21 protein-coding genes and 4 pseudogenes are annotated in these 17,836 nt (G+C 32.6%); 18 read left to right on the plus strand and 7 right to left on the minus strand.

Annotated features, from left to right (window positions below; genetic code table 11):
- Window positions 1-289: 289 nt before the first annotated feature.
- Window positions 290-730, plus strand: a complete 441-nt coding sequence (locus BG05_RS01465) for a hypothetical protein (protein WP_016127843.1) — start codon at window positions 290-292, stop codon at window positions 728-730.
- Window positions 731-885: 155 nt separating this feature from the next.
- Entirely contained in the window at window positions 886-1,596 is a 711-nt protein-coding gene (locus BG05_RS01470; protein ID WP_003193305.1) for an exonuclease/endonuclease/phosphatase family protein, read from the plus strand.
- A 120-nt stretch (window positions 1,597-1,716) separates the two neighbouring features.
- Here the strand turns inward: BG05_RS01470 and BG05_RS01475 are convergent, their stop codons facing one another.
- On the minus strand, window positions 1,717-2,616 hold the full coding sequence (locus BG05_RS01475) for a GIY-YIG nuclease family protein (RefSeq protein WP_003193307.1): 900 nt from the start codon (window positions 2,614-2,616) through the stop codon (window positions 1,717-1,719).
- A gap of 529 nt (window positions 2,617-3,145) precedes the next feature.
- On the opposite strand from BG05_RS01475, the gene BG05_RS31390 reads away from it, so the two are divergent.
- From BG05_RS31390 to BG05_RS01515, 9 genes and pseudogenes are all read left to right on the plus strand, one after another.
- Window positions 3,146-3,262: a hypothetical protein gene (locus BG05_RS31390; RefSeq protein ID WP_232294836.1), complete on the plus strand. Its 117-nt coding sequence runs from the start codon at window positions 3,146-3,148 to the stop codon at window positions 3,260-3,262.
- Window positions 3,252-3,488, plus strand: a complete 237-nt coding sequence (locus BG05_RS01480) for a hypothetical protein (protein WP_003193312.1) — start codon at window positions 3,252-3,254, stop codon at window positions 3,486-3,488. Before BG05_RS31390 ends, BG05_RS01480 begins: the two co-directional genes overlap by 11 nt.
- 122 nt (window positions 3,489-3,610) lie before the next feature.
- Entirely contained in the window at window positions 3,611-4,294 is a 684-nt protein-coding gene (locus BG05_RS01485) for a hypothetical protein (protein WP_003193314.1), read from the plus strand.
- Between the two features lie 237 nt (window positions 4,295-4,531).
- Window positions 4,532-4,906 carry a hypothetical protein gene (locus BG05_RS01490; RefSeq protein ID WP_016127845.1) on the plus strand — a complete coding sequence of 125 codons (375 nt, stop codon included), beginning with the start codon at window positions 4,532-4,534 and terminating at the stop codon, window positions 4,904-4,906.
- Between the two features lie 377 nt (window positions 4,907-5,283).
- Window positions 5,284-5,616 (plus strand): hypothetical protein, encoded by a 333-nt coding sequence (locus BG05_RS01495; RefSeq protein ID WP_033734498.1) that lies wholly within the window; start codon window positions 5,284-5,286, stop codon window positions 5,614-5,616.
- A 270-nt stretch (window positions 5,617-5,886) separates the two neighbouring features.
- Window positions 5,887-6,177, plus strand: a complete 291-nt coding sequence (locus tag BG05_RS01500) for a hypothetical protein (protein WP_003193319.1) — start codon at window positions 5,887-5,889, stop codon at window positions 6,175-6,177.
- Between the two features lie 19 nt (window positions 6,178-6,196).
- Window positions 6,197-6,625: a hypothetical protein gene (locus BG05_RS01505; RefSeq protein ID WP_003193323.1), complete on the plus strand. Its 429-nt coding sequence runs from the start codon at window positions 6,197-6,199 to the stop codon at window positions 6,623-6,625.
- Window positions 6,626-6,717: 92 nt separating this feature from the next.
- Window positions 6,718-7,302, plus strand: a pseudogene (locus tag BG05_RS01510) (SMI1/KNR4 family protein).
- A gap of 9 nt (window positions 7,303-7,311) precedes the next feature.
- A pseudogene (locus BG05_RS01515) lies at window positions 7,312-7,623 on the plus strand (Rpn family recombination-promoting nuclease/putative transposase); the annotation flags it as partial.
- Window positions 7,624-7,783: 160 nt separating this feature from the next.
- Here BG05_RS01515 and BG05_RS31810 read toward each other — a convergent pair.
- Window positions 7,784-7,912, minus strand: coding sequence for a hypothetical protein (locus tag BG05_RS31810; protein ID WP_016127850.1), 129 nt, complete (start codon window positions 7,910-7,912; stop codon window positions 7,784-7,786).
- Window positions 7,913-8,363: 451 nt separating this feature from the next.
- Between BG05_RS31810 and BG05_RS01520 the strand changes: the two genes are divergently transcribed.
- Both BG05_RS01520 and BG05_RS01525 read left to right on the plus strand, forming a co-directional pair.
- A complete protein-coding gene (locus tag BG05_RS01520; protein WP_003193333.1) occupies window positions 8,364-9,161 on the plus strand; it encodes a cell wall hydrolase in 798 nt (265 codons plus the stop codon).
- Window positions 9,162-9,209: 48 nt separating this feature from the next.
- The gene (locus BG05_RS01525) at window positions 9,210-9,470 is read left to right on the plus strand and encodes a hypothetical protein (RefSeq protein WP_016127851.1); all 261 of its coding nucleotides are present in this window, start codon (window positions 9,210-9,212) and stop codon (window positions 9,468-9,470) included.
- Between the two features lie 278 nt (window positions 9,471-9,748).
- On the opposite strand, the gene tnpB is transcribed toward BG05_RS01525, so the two are convergent.
- The 4 genes from tnpB to BG05_RS01545 form a co-directional block, all read right to left on the minus strand.
- Window positions 9,749-10,870, minus strand: coding sequence for an IS200/IS605 family element RNA-guided endonuclease TnpB (gene tnpB / locus BG05_RS01530; RefSeq protein WP_016127852.1), 1,122 nt, complete (start codon window positions 10,868-10,870; stop codon window positions 9,749-9,751).
- Window positions 10,871-11,343: 473 nt separating this feature from the next.
- A complete protein-coding gene (locus BG05_RS01535; protein WP_033734418.1) occupies window positions 11,344-11,685 on the minus strand; it encodes a YolD-like family protein in 342 nt (113 codons plus the stop codon).
- Complete coding sequence (locus BG05_RS01540; RefSeq protein WP_003192920.1) at window positions 11,682-12,947, minus strand: Y-family DNA polymerase; 1,266 nt, start codon at window positions 12,945-12,947, stop codon at window positions 11,682-11,684. Before BG05_RS01540 ends, BG05_RS01535 begins: the two co-directional genes overlap by 4 nt.
- A gap of 330 nt (window positions 12,948-13,277) precedes the next feature.
- On the minus strand, window positions 13,278-13,499 hold the full coding sequence (locus BG05_RS01545; protein WP_003192922.1) for a helix-turn-helix domain-containing protein: 222 nt from the start codon (window positions 13,497-13,499) through the stop codon (window positions 13,278-13,280).
- Between the two features lie 288 nt (window positions 13,500-13,787).
- On the opposite strand from BG05_RS01545, the gene BG05_RS01550 reads away from it, so the two are divergent.
- The 4 genes and pseudogenes from BG05_RS01550 to BG05_RS29015 all read left to right on the plus strand — a co-directional run.
- On the plus strand, window positions 13,788-14,108 hold the full coding sequence (locus tag BG05_RS01550; RefSeq protein WP_033734420.1) for a hypothetical protein: 321 nt from the start codon (window positions 13,788-13,790) through the stop codon (window positions 14,106-14,108).
- Between the two features lie 15 nt (window positions 14,109-14,123).
- Entirely contained in the window at window positions 14,124-15,290 is a 1,167-nt protein-coding gene (locus tag BG05_RS01555) for an FtsK/SpoIIIE domain-containing protein (RefSeq protein ID WP_003192925.1), read from the plus strand.
- 22 nt (window positions 15,291-15,312) lie between these two features.
- Window positions 15,313-15,885, plus strand: a complete 573-nt coding sequence (locus BG05_RS01560; RefSeq protein ID WP_016127863.1) for a replication-relaxation family protein — start codon at window positions 15,313-15,315, stop codon at window positions 15,883-15,885.
- A 552-nt stretch (window positions 15,886-16,437) separates the two neighbouring features.
- Window positions 16,438-16,603: pseudogene (locus BG05_RS29015) on the plus strand (topoisomerase DNA-binding C4 zinc finger domain-containing protein); the annotation flags it as partial.
- A 214-nt stretch (window positions 16,604-16,817) separates the two neighbouring features.
- Here the strand turns inward: BG05_RS29015 and BG05_RS32270 are convergent.
- A pseudogene (locus tag BG05_RS32270) lies at window positions 16,818-16,948 on the minus strand (ribbon-helix-helix domain-containing protein).
- A gap of 70 nt (window positions 16,949-17,018) precedes the next feature.
- Between BG05_RS32270 and BG05_RS01565 the strand changes: the two are divergent.
- A complete protein-coding gene (locus tag BG05_RS01565; protein ID WP_002106904.1) occupies window positions 17,019-17,297 on the plus strand; it encodes an AbrB/MazE/SpoVT family DNA-binding domain-containing protein in 279 nt (92 codons plus the stop codon).
- The last annotated feature ends 539 nt before the right edge of the window (window positions 17,298-17,836 follow it).

Genomic DNA, 17,836 nt, shown 5'->3' on the forward strand with positions numbered 1-17,836 from the left:
TCTCTTGGTACGGTTGATATTTTACGAAGGAACCAGATGGCTTGTTTTTCGCACTCTATTTTCTTCCTGTAATCTCATATATCAAGTTATCAAAGAACTTTATATAGCTAGTTTATAAAATATTTTGGCTATGCCAAACCGAAATTTATTTCCCACTTTCCCACTTCATATTCTTTGAGGAAAGAGTCTTCTTGGCTAAAATGATAAGAACCTGTTTGGTAGCAATGTCTAATTGGCTAATATAACCGGTGTTTATTTAGTGAAATATCATAGAAGGGGGGATGTAATTATGAGGGTATTTTTATCCAGGGATGCAGCGATGAGCATGGATTTAACACAACTGGAATTGAATACGACTTATACTCTTATAAATTATGGTGAACCTAAAACTGCTTTGATGAGGAAGGTTCAAGTGAATATTACTAAAATTGAATGTATGAAACTTAAAGTAGAAGTGATTGAGGATAGAGAAGGACCAAAGGTGTATGGTGTTTCAATTAAAGACTATTTTAATGAATTAGTTAAAGGGATAGAAAATCATCCGAAATTTAATTTAACATACTATGATATTGATGATGCTAAAGGTATTGTATCCTATGATTTCAATCTAAATTCAAAGACACCTGATATGGGGATTAATAAATTTATCGATTTTATAGAGAGGGAAATTACTGAATTACATTTAGAATTTTTTAAAGCTTTTAATTTACCAAAAAACAAACCGGAATAGTTAGTTCATGTCGTAATACATGAAAGGAAACAGTTATTAATTGCAATGACCTTTTTACTTGAATATGTATGAATTAATTACCTCGGATGTACACAAACATTAGAGTTGTTGATGGGTTGTATAATATTATGTAATCACATATAGGAGCTGGGTAAATGAAAATAGTTGCATGGAATGCAGGTATGGCATTTAGGAAGAAAATCGACAAAATATTACCGCTTAAGGCAAACATATTAGTAATTTCAGAGTGTGAAAAACCGGAAAAATGGGAGCGGAGTGTTGTTCAAAATAGTACTGATAACTTTTTATGGGAAGGGGATAATCCAAATAAGGGTATTGGAATAATTACTTTAGATAAAAGGTATAAAATTGAAATTCATCCCGATTATGATAAAAAATTCCGCTATATCATTCCATTAAAAGTCACTGGTGAACAGGAGTTTATTATGTTTGCAGTTTGGTCACAAAAGGGTGAAAAACGTTATAGTAGTTACATAGGTCAAATATATTTAGCGTTAGAGAAATATGCTTCTTTGCTAAAGGAGCCATGTATTATTGTAGGTGACTGGAACAGTAGTAAGGTATTTGATCATATCAAAAGAGTTAAGACACATTCTGAGGTTGTTGAGTTTCTTGAAGGGTTTGGGATTAAGAGTGCATATCATTGTAATACTTATGAAAAACAAGGGCAGGAAAAATCCCCAACCTATTATCATAGAAAAGACAAAACAAGTTCTTACCATATTGATTTTTTGTTTGCTTCTGAAATATTCCTTAACCAATTAGAATCTATTGAAGTAGGTTCATATGAAGAGTGGATTGAGTTTAGTGATCATATGCCAATAAGTGCTGAATTTAATAGGTGAAAAATAACTTTATAGTATCTTAAATTAAATTGGAAAAACCACCTATTAAAAAAATAGGTGGTTTTACTGCCAATTTTAAATACAAATAATTTTCTATTATCTTTTTTATATTAAAAGTTACTAATTCGTATTATACCCGTATTCACGTGTACCCAACTTTTCCTTATAAATATTTTCAATATCGAGTATTTCATCATTAGTAATTGTTTTGGGTAAAGTACGTAATATCGAAAAAAGAAAATCTTGTTTACGTTCTGGATTATTTTCTAATAGCTCAATTAATTGCTTATTACCTCCATGTCCAGTTTTAGCGTAAGATTCCCATCTTCCCCATATCCCGCCTTTTCCTATTCCACCATATGCATTTGCTTTACCTACATATAATTTCCCTGTTTCTCTATCTAAAATTGCATAGATTCCTGCTACTGAGGAAAGCATTTTACACCAAGTGGAGTTAACATCAGGGTTATCGTATAATTTTTTTAAATCGTTGTATGTAAGTGTAAAATCTAGAAATCCTGGAAACTTACGAATTGCTCCTTTTTGAATTATTTCTATGATATCAAATTGTTTTCTCTTTCTGGCTGCCTTTACCTTTTTTAGTGGTGCAAACCACATGTGAAATGTTCGCTCTGACCAATTAATGATTATCCGATCCTCTAGTTCCTCAAATCCTTTGATTTTTTCCATTTCATAATAGTATTCATTACCCTTTTTGTACTCAGGTTTCATCCAATCATAAAGTTTATCAGTAATGAATTTTTTGGGATTGGATTTGCTTAACACCTTGTAAACACCTATAAATACAGCTTTTTTACCTTCCTCAAAGTCTAGGAAGCTAACCACATATTCACATTCTCCAAATACATCATCTTTTTGATGTTTCTGGTATAACTCTAATTGTCCTTTTTCATATAAATCAACAACATCAATTCTATCCTCATCTTTATGCCGAACTATTTTAATGTTTTTAGATAAATCTAAGCCATAACTCTCTAACATTTTCTCTACTGTAAGCATAATTCCCCTCCTACTTATATGATAGTATTATTTGGATAAAGAAACATCATAATATTTATGGATAGAAGTCCTTATACAGGCGCAGTAGGCGGCTATGATAGCACAACGATTGCCGCTTCATTTGCAGCGCAGCATCTTCTGTTAGTAGTAGTTCGTAATATACCAAATCACACTTGAATCAAGGGTTGATTTATACTTAATTAAATTGAATCTTTTTAGATTTATAGTTAAAATAAAAGTATACTTTTTAATTTTATTTTTATATCCACAAATATCAGCGGTCTTTCGGACTGAGAATTAAGCTTAATGTGCTTAATATCTTTATCCGAAGACCGCTTTTTTGTGGTATTAAAAAGTAAAAATATTAAAGGGAGATGTGAGTATGAGTAATATAGGTAACAAGTTAAGAAGTGGCTTTTTCGCGACGCCGGAGCAATAAGGAAAATATCTAGTTGAACTATTTAATAAACCAAAAGGCTAAATAAACATATTTGATCCAACTTGCGGCGAAGGGCGAATATTAAAGCAAATAGCAGAGCATCTAGATAGTAAAGAAAATCTAATAAAAACATACGGAGTTGAGGTAGATAAGGCTCGAAGCAAAGTTGCTATGGAATTTTTAGATCACTGCTGTAATGCAAATTAAGAAGAAAGTAGAACGAATACTAAAAGATAAAGTAAAAGGGTTTGAATATGAAGAAACAGAATTTGTGATTGATGAAATAGTCGTATTTGGTACAACTATTTTATCAGATTCAGATGTTTACGAGCATTTGTATCATGTGGCAGCCTATATACAATTTGAAGATATCGAAATTGTAACTGAGACGAAAAAAACAATTAAGAAGAAACGGAAAATTGCAGAAGGTTAATTAGTGATTAATTCATTTGTTTTTTGAAAAATGCGAAAGTAAAGGGAGTTTTAATAAAAAAATTAAAAATTAAGGGAGGAAATTGTAATGATAGGTGAGACTTTTAAAATTTATTATTAAGTTTGGCTGGTTTAATAGTGGGGTTAAGTGCCATATACTTAATAATTAAATATAGTTTCAAATTAACAGTAGAAAAAGCTATACCTAATTTAATAGCCTATGCTAGCTTATATTTACCAGGAGTTATAACATTTGGTTTAGTTGGATACTTTTCTAATTCATGGTTTTTTGGAATTGTAATGGGTGTTATAGTTGAGGCAATTCGTTTCTATGGGTTAGGAAGAAAACTAAATCAAATATCCTCTTCTTTAAGAGCGATGAAAGTGAAGATTGCTATAGGAAAAGCAAATAAGAAAGCAAATGCTAAAAATAAACCTCTAGAGGTAATTGAAGTTGATGAAGTTAATATTGAAAAAGAGAACATAGTACAAGAGCGACTAGTAATTGAACTGAAAAAAGAACAGAAGGAAATTAGAAAAACAGAAGAGCTAGAAATAATTGATGATGCAGATGATGTTGAAGAGTTAGAGGGAATGGAAGGATTAGAACGTATTATGGTACTTGAACAAATAGAAATGGTCGAAGAAACTAAAGGTGATGTATTAGTGGAAAATGGTACTACGGTAAAACGTGAGCGCAAACAGGCTGAAAGTACACCAGATACACAGAAAATTTATGAACAACTACAACTGGTTATATTTAATGGGAAATTAGAAAAGAAAGATGATGAAATTAGTTTTGATTAATAAAAGAGCTATCATCATTCCCATGATGATAGCTCTTATTAATTCTAAATAAAAAGCTCGCTTTAATATGAACTAGCTACTAGCTTACTCAGTTTCAATAATGGAAAAATAAATATCATGGTACTGTTAAGAGATAATAAAGTTGTTTAATAAGGAATGCTATAATTTATTAAAAGGAAATTGTTATTAAAGTACATGTTTTATAAAAAGAGCGAAAAGATTTTCAAGGAGGCTATTATGAAATACTTTGAAGAAGCTAAAAGCATTTGGAAAAGCCAAGTTCCAAAGAATGGTCAATCAGACACTATCGAAGGTGAACTAATAAGAGCAGTAGAAAAGCTTCGATATGAAGCACAAAATAATGGGAATGGTAATTGGGATGAGGGCCTTGAGCGTTTTTGTGAATACATTTGGGATATTTTAAATGACAGTAAAACCTTTGAAAGTAATTCTTTAGAAGAAATTAAATTCGATATTAAAACATTACTCGATTATGAAAATCCTTATCTTGAAGACGATTTGTATGATAGAATTACTGACCGAGTTGTTGAATGGAGTATTGCTCATAATGGTCCAATTAGCAGAGAAAAAGATCCGAAACAGTATAGGTAAGTTATTCAACTAACGGATCCTTTAGTTGAATAAGATTTAAACGACTTCATTATTGATTTTTGAGTGCAAACACCTTTAAATGGATAGAAATTAAACAACCTTAAAGAGCTTTACTACAATACAATGTAGCAAGGCTCTTATATTTTTTATATCTAAATTAAATAACTGTATTATCACTTTACATGTACACTTGTTGTACGCGAATTATAAACCTGTTAAAAGTAATAAAGCCATTTCAAAAAACTTTAGAAACACATGGTAATAATTGGTGTAATCGTTCTTTATCCTGTAAGATAAAAATAGGGATATTCCAATATTTTCATAGATAATAATTAGCTTAATAGAAGTAGAAAAAATTATTAATAGGAACGAAAAGGATGATCAAAATGGGAAGAAAAAGGAACTCGCATGGCATAGACCGTGTCTTTGTTAAAGACTTAAAATATGAAATAAGATTGTCTGGATCTGAAGCACTATCTATACATAAAACTAACTTTGAAGACTGGGAGTTAGAATTAAGTGCCTATGAAGAAGAATTATATTATTTTGAAGATGCAAAACAAAAAAATGAACCTATAGAATTTGCAATTTATATTCAATATATGAATCGTTTAACAGGAAAGGCGGTAGTGAAAGGTATTGAAAAAAATACAGTTGTAGTAAAGGGAATTACTGTTTTATATGGGTATAGATATGTATCACCACGTTGAAAATATTTTAATCTTTAAACAGAATATGTAAAAATTGTCGTGAAATAACGAGTAACTATTTCTGATTAGTTATTTAAAATGTTTAATACATTAAATGAAACAGGTCAGTAAGCTTTTGAAATGTTAGTCGAAGTAAACTTGAAAACAAATAAACAAAAAAAGAAAATGTAAGAGTTTAACTGAGATGAACTACAATTTGTAGAGCTGTTTATGAGTTCACAACAAAGAGAACGCTATAATAACATCTTAAAATAAGGGAGGGGATAAAATATGCCATTTTTCATAGGTAGTGCAAAAGCAGGTTTTACGAAAGTAAGCGGTACTGGAGAAGACATAGGAGTAGATGCGTGGTATAAGTATATGGGGTACAGAGAAAACAATAGAGACGTCATGCAACGTCACGAAGCATTTATTGAAATGATTCATATAGAAGTGATAGAGAAATACGGTAAGGTGTATTGGAACACAATTGACAATAGATTAACATCTACAGAGAAGGAAGCAGCTAGGGATGCATTACTGAGAGCAGATAGATGTCTGAGAGACTACGGTTTAAAATAAACAACAAGGGGTAGATAAAATGGGGAAATATGTGAAAGACCAAAAGGTAGTTGCCTATACACTATTAGGATTAGAACCTTGTACAGTTGTAAGAGTTGGTTGGATTTTTATTACGGTAAGAGAAGAAGAAACGGGTCATCTATATTCTGTTAGAAAAAGTAAAATGACACCTATAGAGGAAGAGGAACACTATCTTGTTGAAGAAAGTATTGATGATGAAGGGTTATTCGGTATAGGTAGATTGTTTGCTAAAATAGAAGCAGAAGACATGGAAGTTGCAAAGAAATCATTTGAAGAGAATGAAGACTTCCCTAAATACGAAGATTTCCATAAACCATCAGAAGGGAAACTGTATGGTGGAGAGTACTATACTACAATCAAAACAGGTAAAGAGTTACTAGAACAATACTTTAATCGAGAAGAGCTAGAACGTAATGGTACTAATTAAATTAGATGTGTAAACGGTTAAAGGTCAAATCTTATTTATGTTAGGTATATAGACTAAGAAAATTTATATTTGTATTTTGGGAGGAAAAAATAATGGATTTGGTAAACAAATTTTTAAACGGTTTGAAAGCAGCATTATCAACAGATGATCTCGAAGCACTAAATAAAGCATACGGTGCTACAAAAGGGGATATTGATATATTAAGGATGAAATATCCAAATTGTCCAGAATAATTAATCAATTTACTTGAAAATATCGATGGTACATATTGGCGGAAATATGGAGAAAACGAAGTCACGGTATGTATTTTAGGTTCAGATGTTGAAGAGTATCCATATTATTTGCTTTCTACACAGGAGATGATTGAAAGTTCAAAAGAAGAAGAAGACGTCTCCTATCTTTTAGAATACCAAGATGACGAGGATGCTGTTGACTCCAAGATAAATCCAGAAGGACTTCTCCCTGGCACGTATATTCACTTTTCAGATTGTATGAACAACGGTGGAACATCAAAGCTGTATATTGATTTTAACCCTTCTGATGAAGGTGTATGTGGTCAAATCATTCGTTTTTTACATGATCCTGATGAATATGAAGTGATTGCAAACAGCTTTGATGAGTATTTACAGAATCTTATTGATGGTAATTTTAATTTTCTAGACGAAGAAGAATCTTAATAATGTGTGAAGAATTTTACTCAAATATTGGAGGAGATTACGATGAATCAAGATCCAATTTTACAAAAGGCAATAAATAAAGGGGAAAATATGAGCTATGATTCTTCTTTCCGAACAGCATATGAAGCTCGAGAGAAATTACTTCTAGATGAACAAGCTAAGTTAGCGCATGCAGAACAAGAGGGCATGGAAAAAGGAATTGAGCAAGGTAAGATGCAGATAATCCGAGGAATGCATGAAATTGGTGTACCACTTGAAACTATTGCAAAAGCAAGTAAGTTGAGTGTGAAGGAAATAGAACGTATCTTAAATCTAAAATAAATATATGTGAGTATACAGAACTCATGAGTAGAAAAAATTAGACGTTCATTATCATAGTACGGTTAATGGGAAAGCATTGCTGAAGGTTTCAGCAGTGCTTTTTCTATATCATTTAAGGCAATTGATCTTTTGTTAAAAAAGTCAATTGCCTTTTTACGATTTAAAAATATTTTAACTTTGTAATAAAGGAACCTAAATCATAACCTGTTTTTATTATAGCTATAGCTGAAATTATAATTAATGGATATTTAATATATGGATTGTTGAGGAGTTCCATTATGTTTTTCATGTTGTAAACCTCCATGGCATTATTTATATCATTATATTTATTATCTCAAATATAATGATTGACAGTCAATATAATGTAAAGAAAGATACTTAATTGAAGGAGAACTAAACAAAATAATGGATAACAAAACCTTTATTTTTATCATTCCTTCTACAAGTAATTAGGAGTCAGTATAGCATATAGAAACAGTTCTTAGGAAAGAAACTATTAAGCAATTGAAGTAAGCCTCTACTTTCACCATATTTAGTTTGAAAATTAGATTGTCCGATTCTTTTGAAACATAACTATAATAATTCAATTTCAATTTCAATATCATAGGCAACTCAATTATTATATAGAAATACAAATTCAATGACTTGAATTCAATGTTTTGTTACGCTATAAATAGCTTGATTTGTTTTTAACTTAAACATATTAAGAGTACTTAATAATTTTTAGGAGGCTTTTTTGAATGAAGTTATGTAAGGTGAAAACATGGCTACCATTATCTGCTGCAATGATTACAATAGTATCAAATCCAGTAGGAGCTGCGGCTTCAACAGATTATACGGTTCAAAAGAATGATACTCTAGAAGCAATAAGTAAACAATATGGAGTGTCCGTACAATTAATTAAACAAGCTAATAGCAAAGCTAATGATCAAATTAATATTGGAGAAAACGTAACCATTCCAAGTTCATCAACTACAAACGAATATGTTCAAAAAAATAATTCAACAGATTCAACTAATACATATCAAGCAATTTACCAAGTGAAAAGCGGGGATACATTAAGTTCTATTTCACAACAATATAAGGTTTCAATACAGTCTATTAAACAAACCAATAATGTGGACGGAAGTCAAATTTTTGTCGGTCAACACTTAAAGATTGATACTGGTATTTCATTACAAGAAGTGGACTTAATGGCACGATTAGTAAATGCAGAAGCAGGAGGGGAACCGTATGCAGGCAAGGTTGCAGTGGCAAAGGTAGTATTAAATCGGGCTAATGCAAATGGTTTTCCAAATACAATTACAGACGTAATTTATGAACCCATTAAAAATGGTTATGCATTTACTCCTGTTACAGACGGTAGAATTAATCAGCCTGCTACACAGGAAGCAAGAATGGCAGTAGAAGAGGCTCTCACTTCAAAAGGAACAAATTCTGAATGGCTTTATTTCTATAATCCTCAAACATCGACTGACAAATGGATTACAACACGTCAAACCGTTGCACAAATTGGAAACCATCTGTTTGCTAAATAAAATAATATTACATTAATAGGTTTCCAATGAGATAAGGAGAGGTTATTTTTGCGTGTAGTTCATTCACTATTAGCAATATTAGCAGTTATATTTTTAATTTGTGGTGTTATTATTCACGAGTATGTATTGGTGTTTTTGGTAGGGATTTGTTGCATGGTGATAGTAAGTTTTATGATTTCTAGTATACGTAATTGGAAAGTAAATAGAAAGCGTATTTCTATCGTATATTTTACTTGTGTATTAATATTATTGCTATTAACACTATATCTTTTGTTTGTCACAGTTTATACACGTTCTTTGGAAATATAGTAGTTTTACATCTATATCAAAATCTCTCTGATAATGTTCTTTCTGTGGGTTTGAAATAAATCCACGATGTTTGTAAGAAAGACGTGAAGCTTTGAACAAAGTTGCGATGTTTATAAAAATGATGCGATGCTTTATCTCATTGACCAAAGAATTTTAAATGCGTTTGGATTGGGTTCTTTTGCTTATTGTACAGTTAGTTTTCTTTGAACTACCCCCACTTTCACTTCGTTTAGAAGAGGGGGATTCCTAAGTAAAGAGTTCTATCGAACTCCAATTTATTAGGCTATCTCCACAGTCCTTGCGGTTAGAAGCCTTATCGCTTCATTCTTTAGATTGATACTTGCGTTAATATCCCTATCATGGTGTGTACGACAAGAAGGACAGTCCCATTTACGTAGGTTTAGATTTTTAACGTCTTTGTTTTGATATCCACAACAAGAACATAATTGGCTTGAAGCAAATGTTTTCGATACGACAATGACTTGTTTGCCGTACCATTTTGCCTTATATTCCAACATAGTTCGAAACTGTGACCATGATACCTCACTAATTGCTTTTGCTAACTTATGATTCTTTAACATATTAGATACTTGCAAATCCTCTATACCAATAACATCGTGGTTTTTGATGATTTCAGTTGAGACTTTGTTCAAGTAATCTTTTCTAGCATTCGTCATGTATTCATGAATTCTAGCTACTTTTACTCGTTGTTTATTCCAGCGAGAAGATCCTTTCATTCTTCTAGAAAGAACACGCTGTGCTTTTGCCAACTTCTCTTCTAATGATCGAAAAAACTTCGGATTTTTATAGGTTGTTCCATCTGACAAAATGGCGAAATCTTTTAGTCCCACATCCATTCCAATGTAAGAATTTGTTTTCGGAAGTTCTTGCACTTCTGTTTCAACTAACAATGACACAAAGTATCTGCCAGAAGGGTTCCGTCTAACTGTAGCATTTAAAATACGTCCCTTTACTTCACGACTTTTGGCAAATCGAACAAGACCTAGTTTTGGCAACTTCATTTTGTTTCCTACAACGGCAATATTTTCATTTGTTTGTTTTGTGGTATAAGATTGCACGTTGTTTTTCTTAGATTTGAAACGCGGGGCACTGTTTTGTTTTTTGAAAAAGCGTGTATACGCATCCGCAAGGTTGCGAACAGACGACTGAATCGCAATACTATCCACTTCTTTTAGCCAAACAAACTCTTTCTTCATGGCAGGAAGTTTGGCAGAGCATATACCATATGTCAAACCCTTTCCTGTTTCTTTATATGCATTATCCCATAGAGATAGGAAATGATTGAATACAAAACGAGAACAGCCAATCGTTTTATTGATTAGGATCGCTTGTGCTTTATTTGGATAGATACGAAATTTATATGCTTTATTGATCATCATTCGTTTCACCTCCATTTCGATATGTGTCTATTATACAACAAACATACATTCGATAGGTAGTGAAGTAACACTTTATGTATGTCGAACAATTAAGATGGCTTCCTGCCATCCCTTGTCCGAAGCCAATTCATCTCCCACCTACTCACTTCGCGTTCCTTGAGGAAGGAGTCTTCTTGGCTAAAATGATAAAACTTAGATTTTCAACGACTTTATTGTTATTTTTTCGTTTGGTGAAATATTTTTTATCAAAAATTAAACAACTTTATTTTCATTCTAAAGTAGATACTTCCATATGAGTATACTAGCAAAAGAGACTCTATAATGGAGTCTCTTTTACTATAAGATATTTTTGACTCAAGTTTCATTTATTATATCTTTAAAATATAGTTTCATATCCTTAGCTTCGAATTCATTTATTTCAAGGGGGGAGCGCAATCATCACATTTAACATTTATACTTAGCATGGAATTCTTTTATTTTACATCAATAATATCCATGAATTTAAGATTAATTCTGTTATAAAAAGCATCTGTACATAGTATAGAACAATTCAATGGATCAATATCAGTTACGGTCATATAGTTATTAAGCAAATAGCCATCTTCGTAATATGTAATCAACACCTCTTCTTCAGATAGTAATGAGCATAATAACATGTTCTCGATAAGTTCTTTTTCTTCAGAAGTTAAGATTGGACGTGCTACTTTATTCTTTTCCTTAATAATCTCACGTATACCATCAAATTGTTCTGTCATTGCAGCAAATGGCGTCCATTTCACCATTCCTCTTCCCTTTGGCATATTAGCGTTGTTCATGATTTGTGTCCTCCTAACAATGTGTTTCTGTATCTTGCTGTAGCACTATTTGTATAAGAAATTCCTCTTAATATGCTGTTCTTACCAAACTTAGTGCGTATTTCATCCATTACCTTCGTTAATTTCATTTCTTTTTCTCGTTGTATTACATTGTCAAAAAGAGATATTTGTTCTTCACCTTCATTGATTAAGTTGGTTAAAGAAACATTGATAGATCTAATTGGTTCCCCGGTATAAAACTTATGTAAAAAATATGTACAAATATGATAGATATCCATTGTTAAATTAGTTGGTCGGTTCATAGTGTGAGTTTTTCTGAAACCACCAGCGTAATTTTTACTGTAACCAATGGAAAAATGGATTGTTTGAGCGAGTTTGTTTTGTCTTCTCATCCGATAACAAACTTCCTCGATATGTTCCAGAAGGATAATCGGAAATTCTTCTATTGTGTAATCACGCATGAGTATTTGGCTTTTACCAATTGAAGTTGTTGCTGGTATGTATTTTTCTGCAATGCGGCTAAAATCAATGCCGTTGCTATGTAAGTGTAATTCTTCGCCAATAACCCCAAAACTTTGTTTTAAGTATTTGAGTGGGTATTGCGCTAAGTCTCCAATTGAATGTATTCCTTTTCGATTTAACTTAACTTCTGTTTTACCCGAAATCCCCCAAAACTTACTAAGTGGTCGTATCGGCCATAATTTTATGGGTACATCTTCGTACTTCCAATATGCGATGCAGTCTTTTGTCATCTTCGCTTCCACATCTAAAGCGATCTTACTCATTAAAGGATTAGGCCCAATCCCAATCGTGCATTCAATTCTTGTTTTTTCATATATTTCACGTTTGAATTTCAACGCGAATTCATATGGCTCATTCGCAAACAGATGGATACTATTTGTAATATCCATAAAGAATTCATCGATGCTGTATTGGTGGAAATCTTCAATCGGAACGTATTGTAAAGCTAATTTTGTTATGTAATTTGAGCATTTGATATAAGTTCCCATAATTGGGTTTACCACAAGAATGTCTTTACGTCGTGGTATTTCGTACAATCTTGCCATTTTCTTAACACCTAATGCCTTTAGTGGTGGTGTTGCAGCTAAAACAATGGAGCCACTCCTGTTTACATCTCCTACTACAGCTAATTTGGTATGAAGTGGGTTTAAGCCCATCTTGATACAGGACACACTTGCATAAAAGCTACGAAGATCTACACATAAAACAATTCGATTTGGCAATATTGAGTAGTCATACACCTTTACGCCTCCGTATATAATAAGAACATTTGTTCTTATTATATACGAATATACGTTCTCTTATAAAGAGTTTTTTTGTAAAAAGATAAAAAATTAGACTTAATTAGTTGGCTTTTTCTTAAAAGAAGATACGAGATATCATCGTAGTAATTTCGAACACCCACAGTAACATTAACCAGTGTTTTTGTTTAAGTTTAAACTTTGGCTTGTTTACCTCTGCATGGAATTTGATTTTCTTCCGGTTAGTATTGAATTTAATCCGTGTTAAAAAGTCAAAAAGGATGATAAATTTCTCAAAAAAAGAATCAGCCCGATTTATCGAGCTGATTCTTACATCCAAAAATCTTCAAAGTCTACACGGAATCCTTTTCTTTTCAAAGCTCTAATTATCTTTTGGCCATTACCTAATGATGGCCTATTCTCATTAGATCGTGTAATGCGGCTAATTGTATTCTGGTTTACTCCGCTCCATTCTTTTAATTCTGTTTGAGTAATTTCATTCCTCTTAAGAAATTTTCCAAACTTTGATAAAGGTTTTCCTAATCCGAACACCTTTTACACTCCCATTCTTTTATACTTGTGTAATTCTATCTTTGCCAAGGCTCATTTTTTTTAAACAAAAGTGTTAATAATGTACAAGCCGTCCACAATATGATGTATCAAGGTCGCTATCAAAGTATCAAGCAAACTTATTATCAAAGTAGATACCAAATCAACGAGCCTTTGTACTAGTAAAGTACCTACCATGTTAACTAGCAAAGTAATGCTATCAAGGTAATAAGTGTATAGACCCTATATTTCATCTAGTTTGTTCATTCTGTTTATAAAGGGGGTATTTAAATGCGCTCTAGGAAAGAGACCATTCCTTTTCGCGAGTTTATGGATCGGTCATACAAAGATAAAGAAAAGAAAATTCGTAAATACAATTCATTAAGTCCTTTCGCATTTCTCCATATGTCGGATCAGGTATTACATACTTACATTGCATTAGGAGTTATGGGAACGATTTTAATCGGAGCAGTCATGTTAGAAAAATACTTGGTGCGACATGACTATATATCAGCAGCTAAATTTGTAAGTGAAGGTATTTATCACGGAACGCGAATTGGTGGAGTTTGCTTGATTGGATATGTATTTGTTCGTATCGTAATCATGTTTTAAGAAGGGAAGGGAGTAATGGGGATTATAAAGGAGTGGCTTTGTAAGCAAAGGTTAAGGAATCAGCTTATGGAGGTGTTCGGAAAAGCAGGTTTATATACGGAACATCAAACGCGTGGGGGAAAAGTACCTATTTATCCAAAGATACATGATGTTTCCTCTTCAAAAGAAAGCGTGAGATATATATTTACCATCCCAAACGGATTAGATCCACAGAAGATTGAAAAGAAGTGGTTCTGTTTTCAGCAGATATTAGGGCGGAATATTACGATTGAAGGGGATGTGAAAAAATTTGTACTACATGTATTCCGTTCAGATGCTGGACTAAAACCTTACAAGTACTGTTATAAAGAATGGCAGCCCTTATTAAAAGGGTACCGTCTTCCTGTTGTGGTTGGCCGGGATCAATTTGGAAAAACGATTATATACGATATGGTTGATTCCAATACACCGCACTTATTAATTGCAGGGGAAACGGGAAGCGGGAAAAGTAGTATGGTACGTGTTGTACTATCTACACTCATTCAATATATGTCTCCTGATACGTTGCATTTGTATCTTGGAGACTTAAAAAACTCTGAATTTCATTTCTTGCGAAGAGTGAAGCATGTAAAGGAAGTTTGTATGGAAGAAATCGAGATGAAAATAATGCTTCAAAAGGTGTGGAAGGAAATTAGAGACCGAAGAAAACTTATGGAAGAATATGAGGTTGATCATATTGACGCGTACAACAAATTAAATCCAGATCATCAAAAACCATATATGCTACTTGCTATTGATGAAGTGGCCATGCTCAAAGAGGAAAAAGAGTGTATGACTACAATTGAAAAGATATCAGCAGTCGGCCGATCCCTTGGAGTCTTTCTTATGCTTAGTATGCAGCGGCCAGATGCGAAAGTGTTGGATGGTAAGTTGAAGCTCAATATGACCGTAAGAATCGGGTTTAAATGTGATAGTGCAATTAATAGCAATATCATGGGTACTCCTGGCTCAGAGCATCTAGAGCAATCGGGGCAAATGATTTTAAAACGAGATGGGTTAAAGAAAGTGCAAGCTCCTTATTTGGAATTAAGTAAGGCGAAACAAATAGTTAAACCATATCGCACGTCTAAAGAGGAGAAAATACTTCAGAATTCACCGCAAGAAGAAATGCCGTTATTTGGGGTGTTAGATGATGAAGAATAGAGATAAAGGAATTTTGAATGATTTGAAGCGATTTAGATGCATGTCCCGTGACGATATTATTGACTTGCATTTTCAAGGCTTAAAGAATGCGGTAACTTGCTGTAATACGGTTATGAAACGATTAAGAAGAGACGGTCATGTTGATGCTAACGTATTGCAGCACCCATACATTTATTTTCCGCAGCCAAGTTCTATTAGAACAAAAAGTCAAAAAATTCCTCATTTCCTTGGGATTGTGGATGTATACAAACAACTTGTCTATTATGAAAATCCTAAACTATTCAAAGTTGAGCCGAAGTACGGTAAGGAATATATGGAACCAGATGCTTTTACCATATGGCGTAGATCACCATTCTTTATTGAAGTTCAAAAGTCAGTTTACAGTAAAAAGATTATGCAAGATAAAATAAATAGATATGAGTTATACTTTCATAGCCAAGAATGGCATAATGAATCCTGGCAACCTAAAGGTTCTAAATTCTTTCCTTCAATCCTCATAATTACAGATAAAAAATACGAGATTCATTCTCCTCATTTACGTATATTTCAAGCTATTTCCATAGATGATTTTATGAGCCAAATTGTTTTAGCTTAAAAGAAGGAGAAGAAGGATTGATTTACTATTAGAGTCATGAATACGAATTTGGCGAAAATCCAGAAGAATATGTTTTGTATTTAACTAACTCTCTTAAAACATTTATAGACTCAATGGTAGAAGATGAGTAATTTTATATTTCTATTATATGGTGTATCGTTATATCGTCATTTAGCTAAGAAAAATGAGATATCCCAAAAATGAAAAAGCTAACTTCTTATTCAAACAAGATAAGGAGTTAGCTTTTTTAGTTACTATGGATAAGTGGTGTTATGTTAATTTATGAAGGGAATGTCGAATTTGTCGGAATTTTGTATTTTTTTGTTGATTTATATTATTTTTAATGTTAAACTTATAATAACAAAGAAAGAGTAAACAAAAAACCCTTAGCGAATAAATTTTCAGAATTTTTAGTTTTATATATCGGTTTACTCCATGTGATTTAAACGTTTGTGTATTGCCTTTTCACTCTTTCTTTGTTCTACCCTATAAAAGAAAACAACTTGGATAAAAACAGGTTGTTTTCTTTTGTTTTGTGTTTTGAGGATATCAGAGCATTCGGCCGGAGATGTATATCAGGGGGTAAAGCCTGCAGAACGGAAATGCCCAGCATGTAAAAAATCATTTAGTCGTTAGAGATTCAAATAGAACAGGGAATAAGTTTTTGGGCTGTTCTCAATATCCTACATGTACACATACAGAGACAAGCAATACGTGAGCTGTGATGAAAATCCAGCACTTTTTCCTTTTTTGTAAAAATGCGTAAAAAAAATGAGGTTTGATTTGAAAACGGCTTTCCAAATCGGTTTATTTTTCGTTCTGATGAAGAAATTAATGCAATTGGTCTAATTCGTTATAAAAACGCATGTGAAGGTATATACAGGCTTTACATGTGTATTTAGGGTTTATAGGAAAAATAAAAAGGGTAGTCATTATTTACGACTTAACCCTTTCTCTACGAGCTGACGAATTGCTTCATTTTGATTCGCAGCTTATTTTCACGCCAATAATTTCCTGTTTGTTCCACTTGTTCTTTTGTAAATGTAACCAAATTTTCATGTATGGGGAAAGCTTGTTATCATAGTGGAGAATAACTTGGGTACAATTGATAATGAAATGGGGAAAGATGCTAGATGAAAGCAACCGGAGTGACTAGAAAAGTAGATGATTTAGGGCGTGTGGTAATTCCAAAGGAACTTAGAAATACGCTAGGTATTAAAGAAAAATCACCATTAGAGATCTTTGTAGAAGGTGAAGACATTGTTTTACAGAAGTATCAGCCTGGTGGTGTTTGTGCATTAACAGGAGAAGTATCAAATCGGAACATATCATTAGCAAATGGTAAGATAGCATTAAGTCCAGAAGGTGCAGAATTATTAATAAAAGAAATAGAACAATACCTTGTAAAATAAGAGGCTCCCTTCAAGGGGATTTTTTAGGATTAATATAGTAATTTCGTGTATCGTGATATTTATAAAAATATTTACCAAAAATAGAATCAATTCTATTCCTTTTTGTCGAAATTTAGTTAGTGTATATTTTCGTATCGGTTTTAGAAAAACAAAAGCTAGAAGAAATTATCGAATTCTCTGAACGAAAATTGCACGAGAAACATATGTGAAAAGGAAAAAATAATAAAAAGGCTAGTTAGTCCATTATAAGGGCTAACTGGCCTTTTTATTTACTAAAGTGAACCTTGATAAATGAAATAAATCTCGGCTGCCCCCCACTAATCACTCTCACCTGAATACACTTTTAAGTGTTCCATTGCTATGGATATGGCATGTTTTTCTGTATCAATTAACGATAACCCCTGCTTAATAGGAGCCCAATACTCATATCCGTAATCCTCAAACCACGCAAAAACTTCTGTAGTGTAAAAACCATCATTCTGTTTGGATTAACTGCTTAGCAGGTGATTCCGTTAGGACTTCTTGATTCTTTTTATTTA

Origin of the sequence: Bacillus mycoides (assembly GCF_000832605.1) — a bacterium.
In the GTDB taxonomy this organism is placed as follows: domain Bacteria; phylum Bacillota; class Bacilli; order Bacillales; family Bacillaceae_G; genus Bacillus_A; species Bacillus_A mycoides.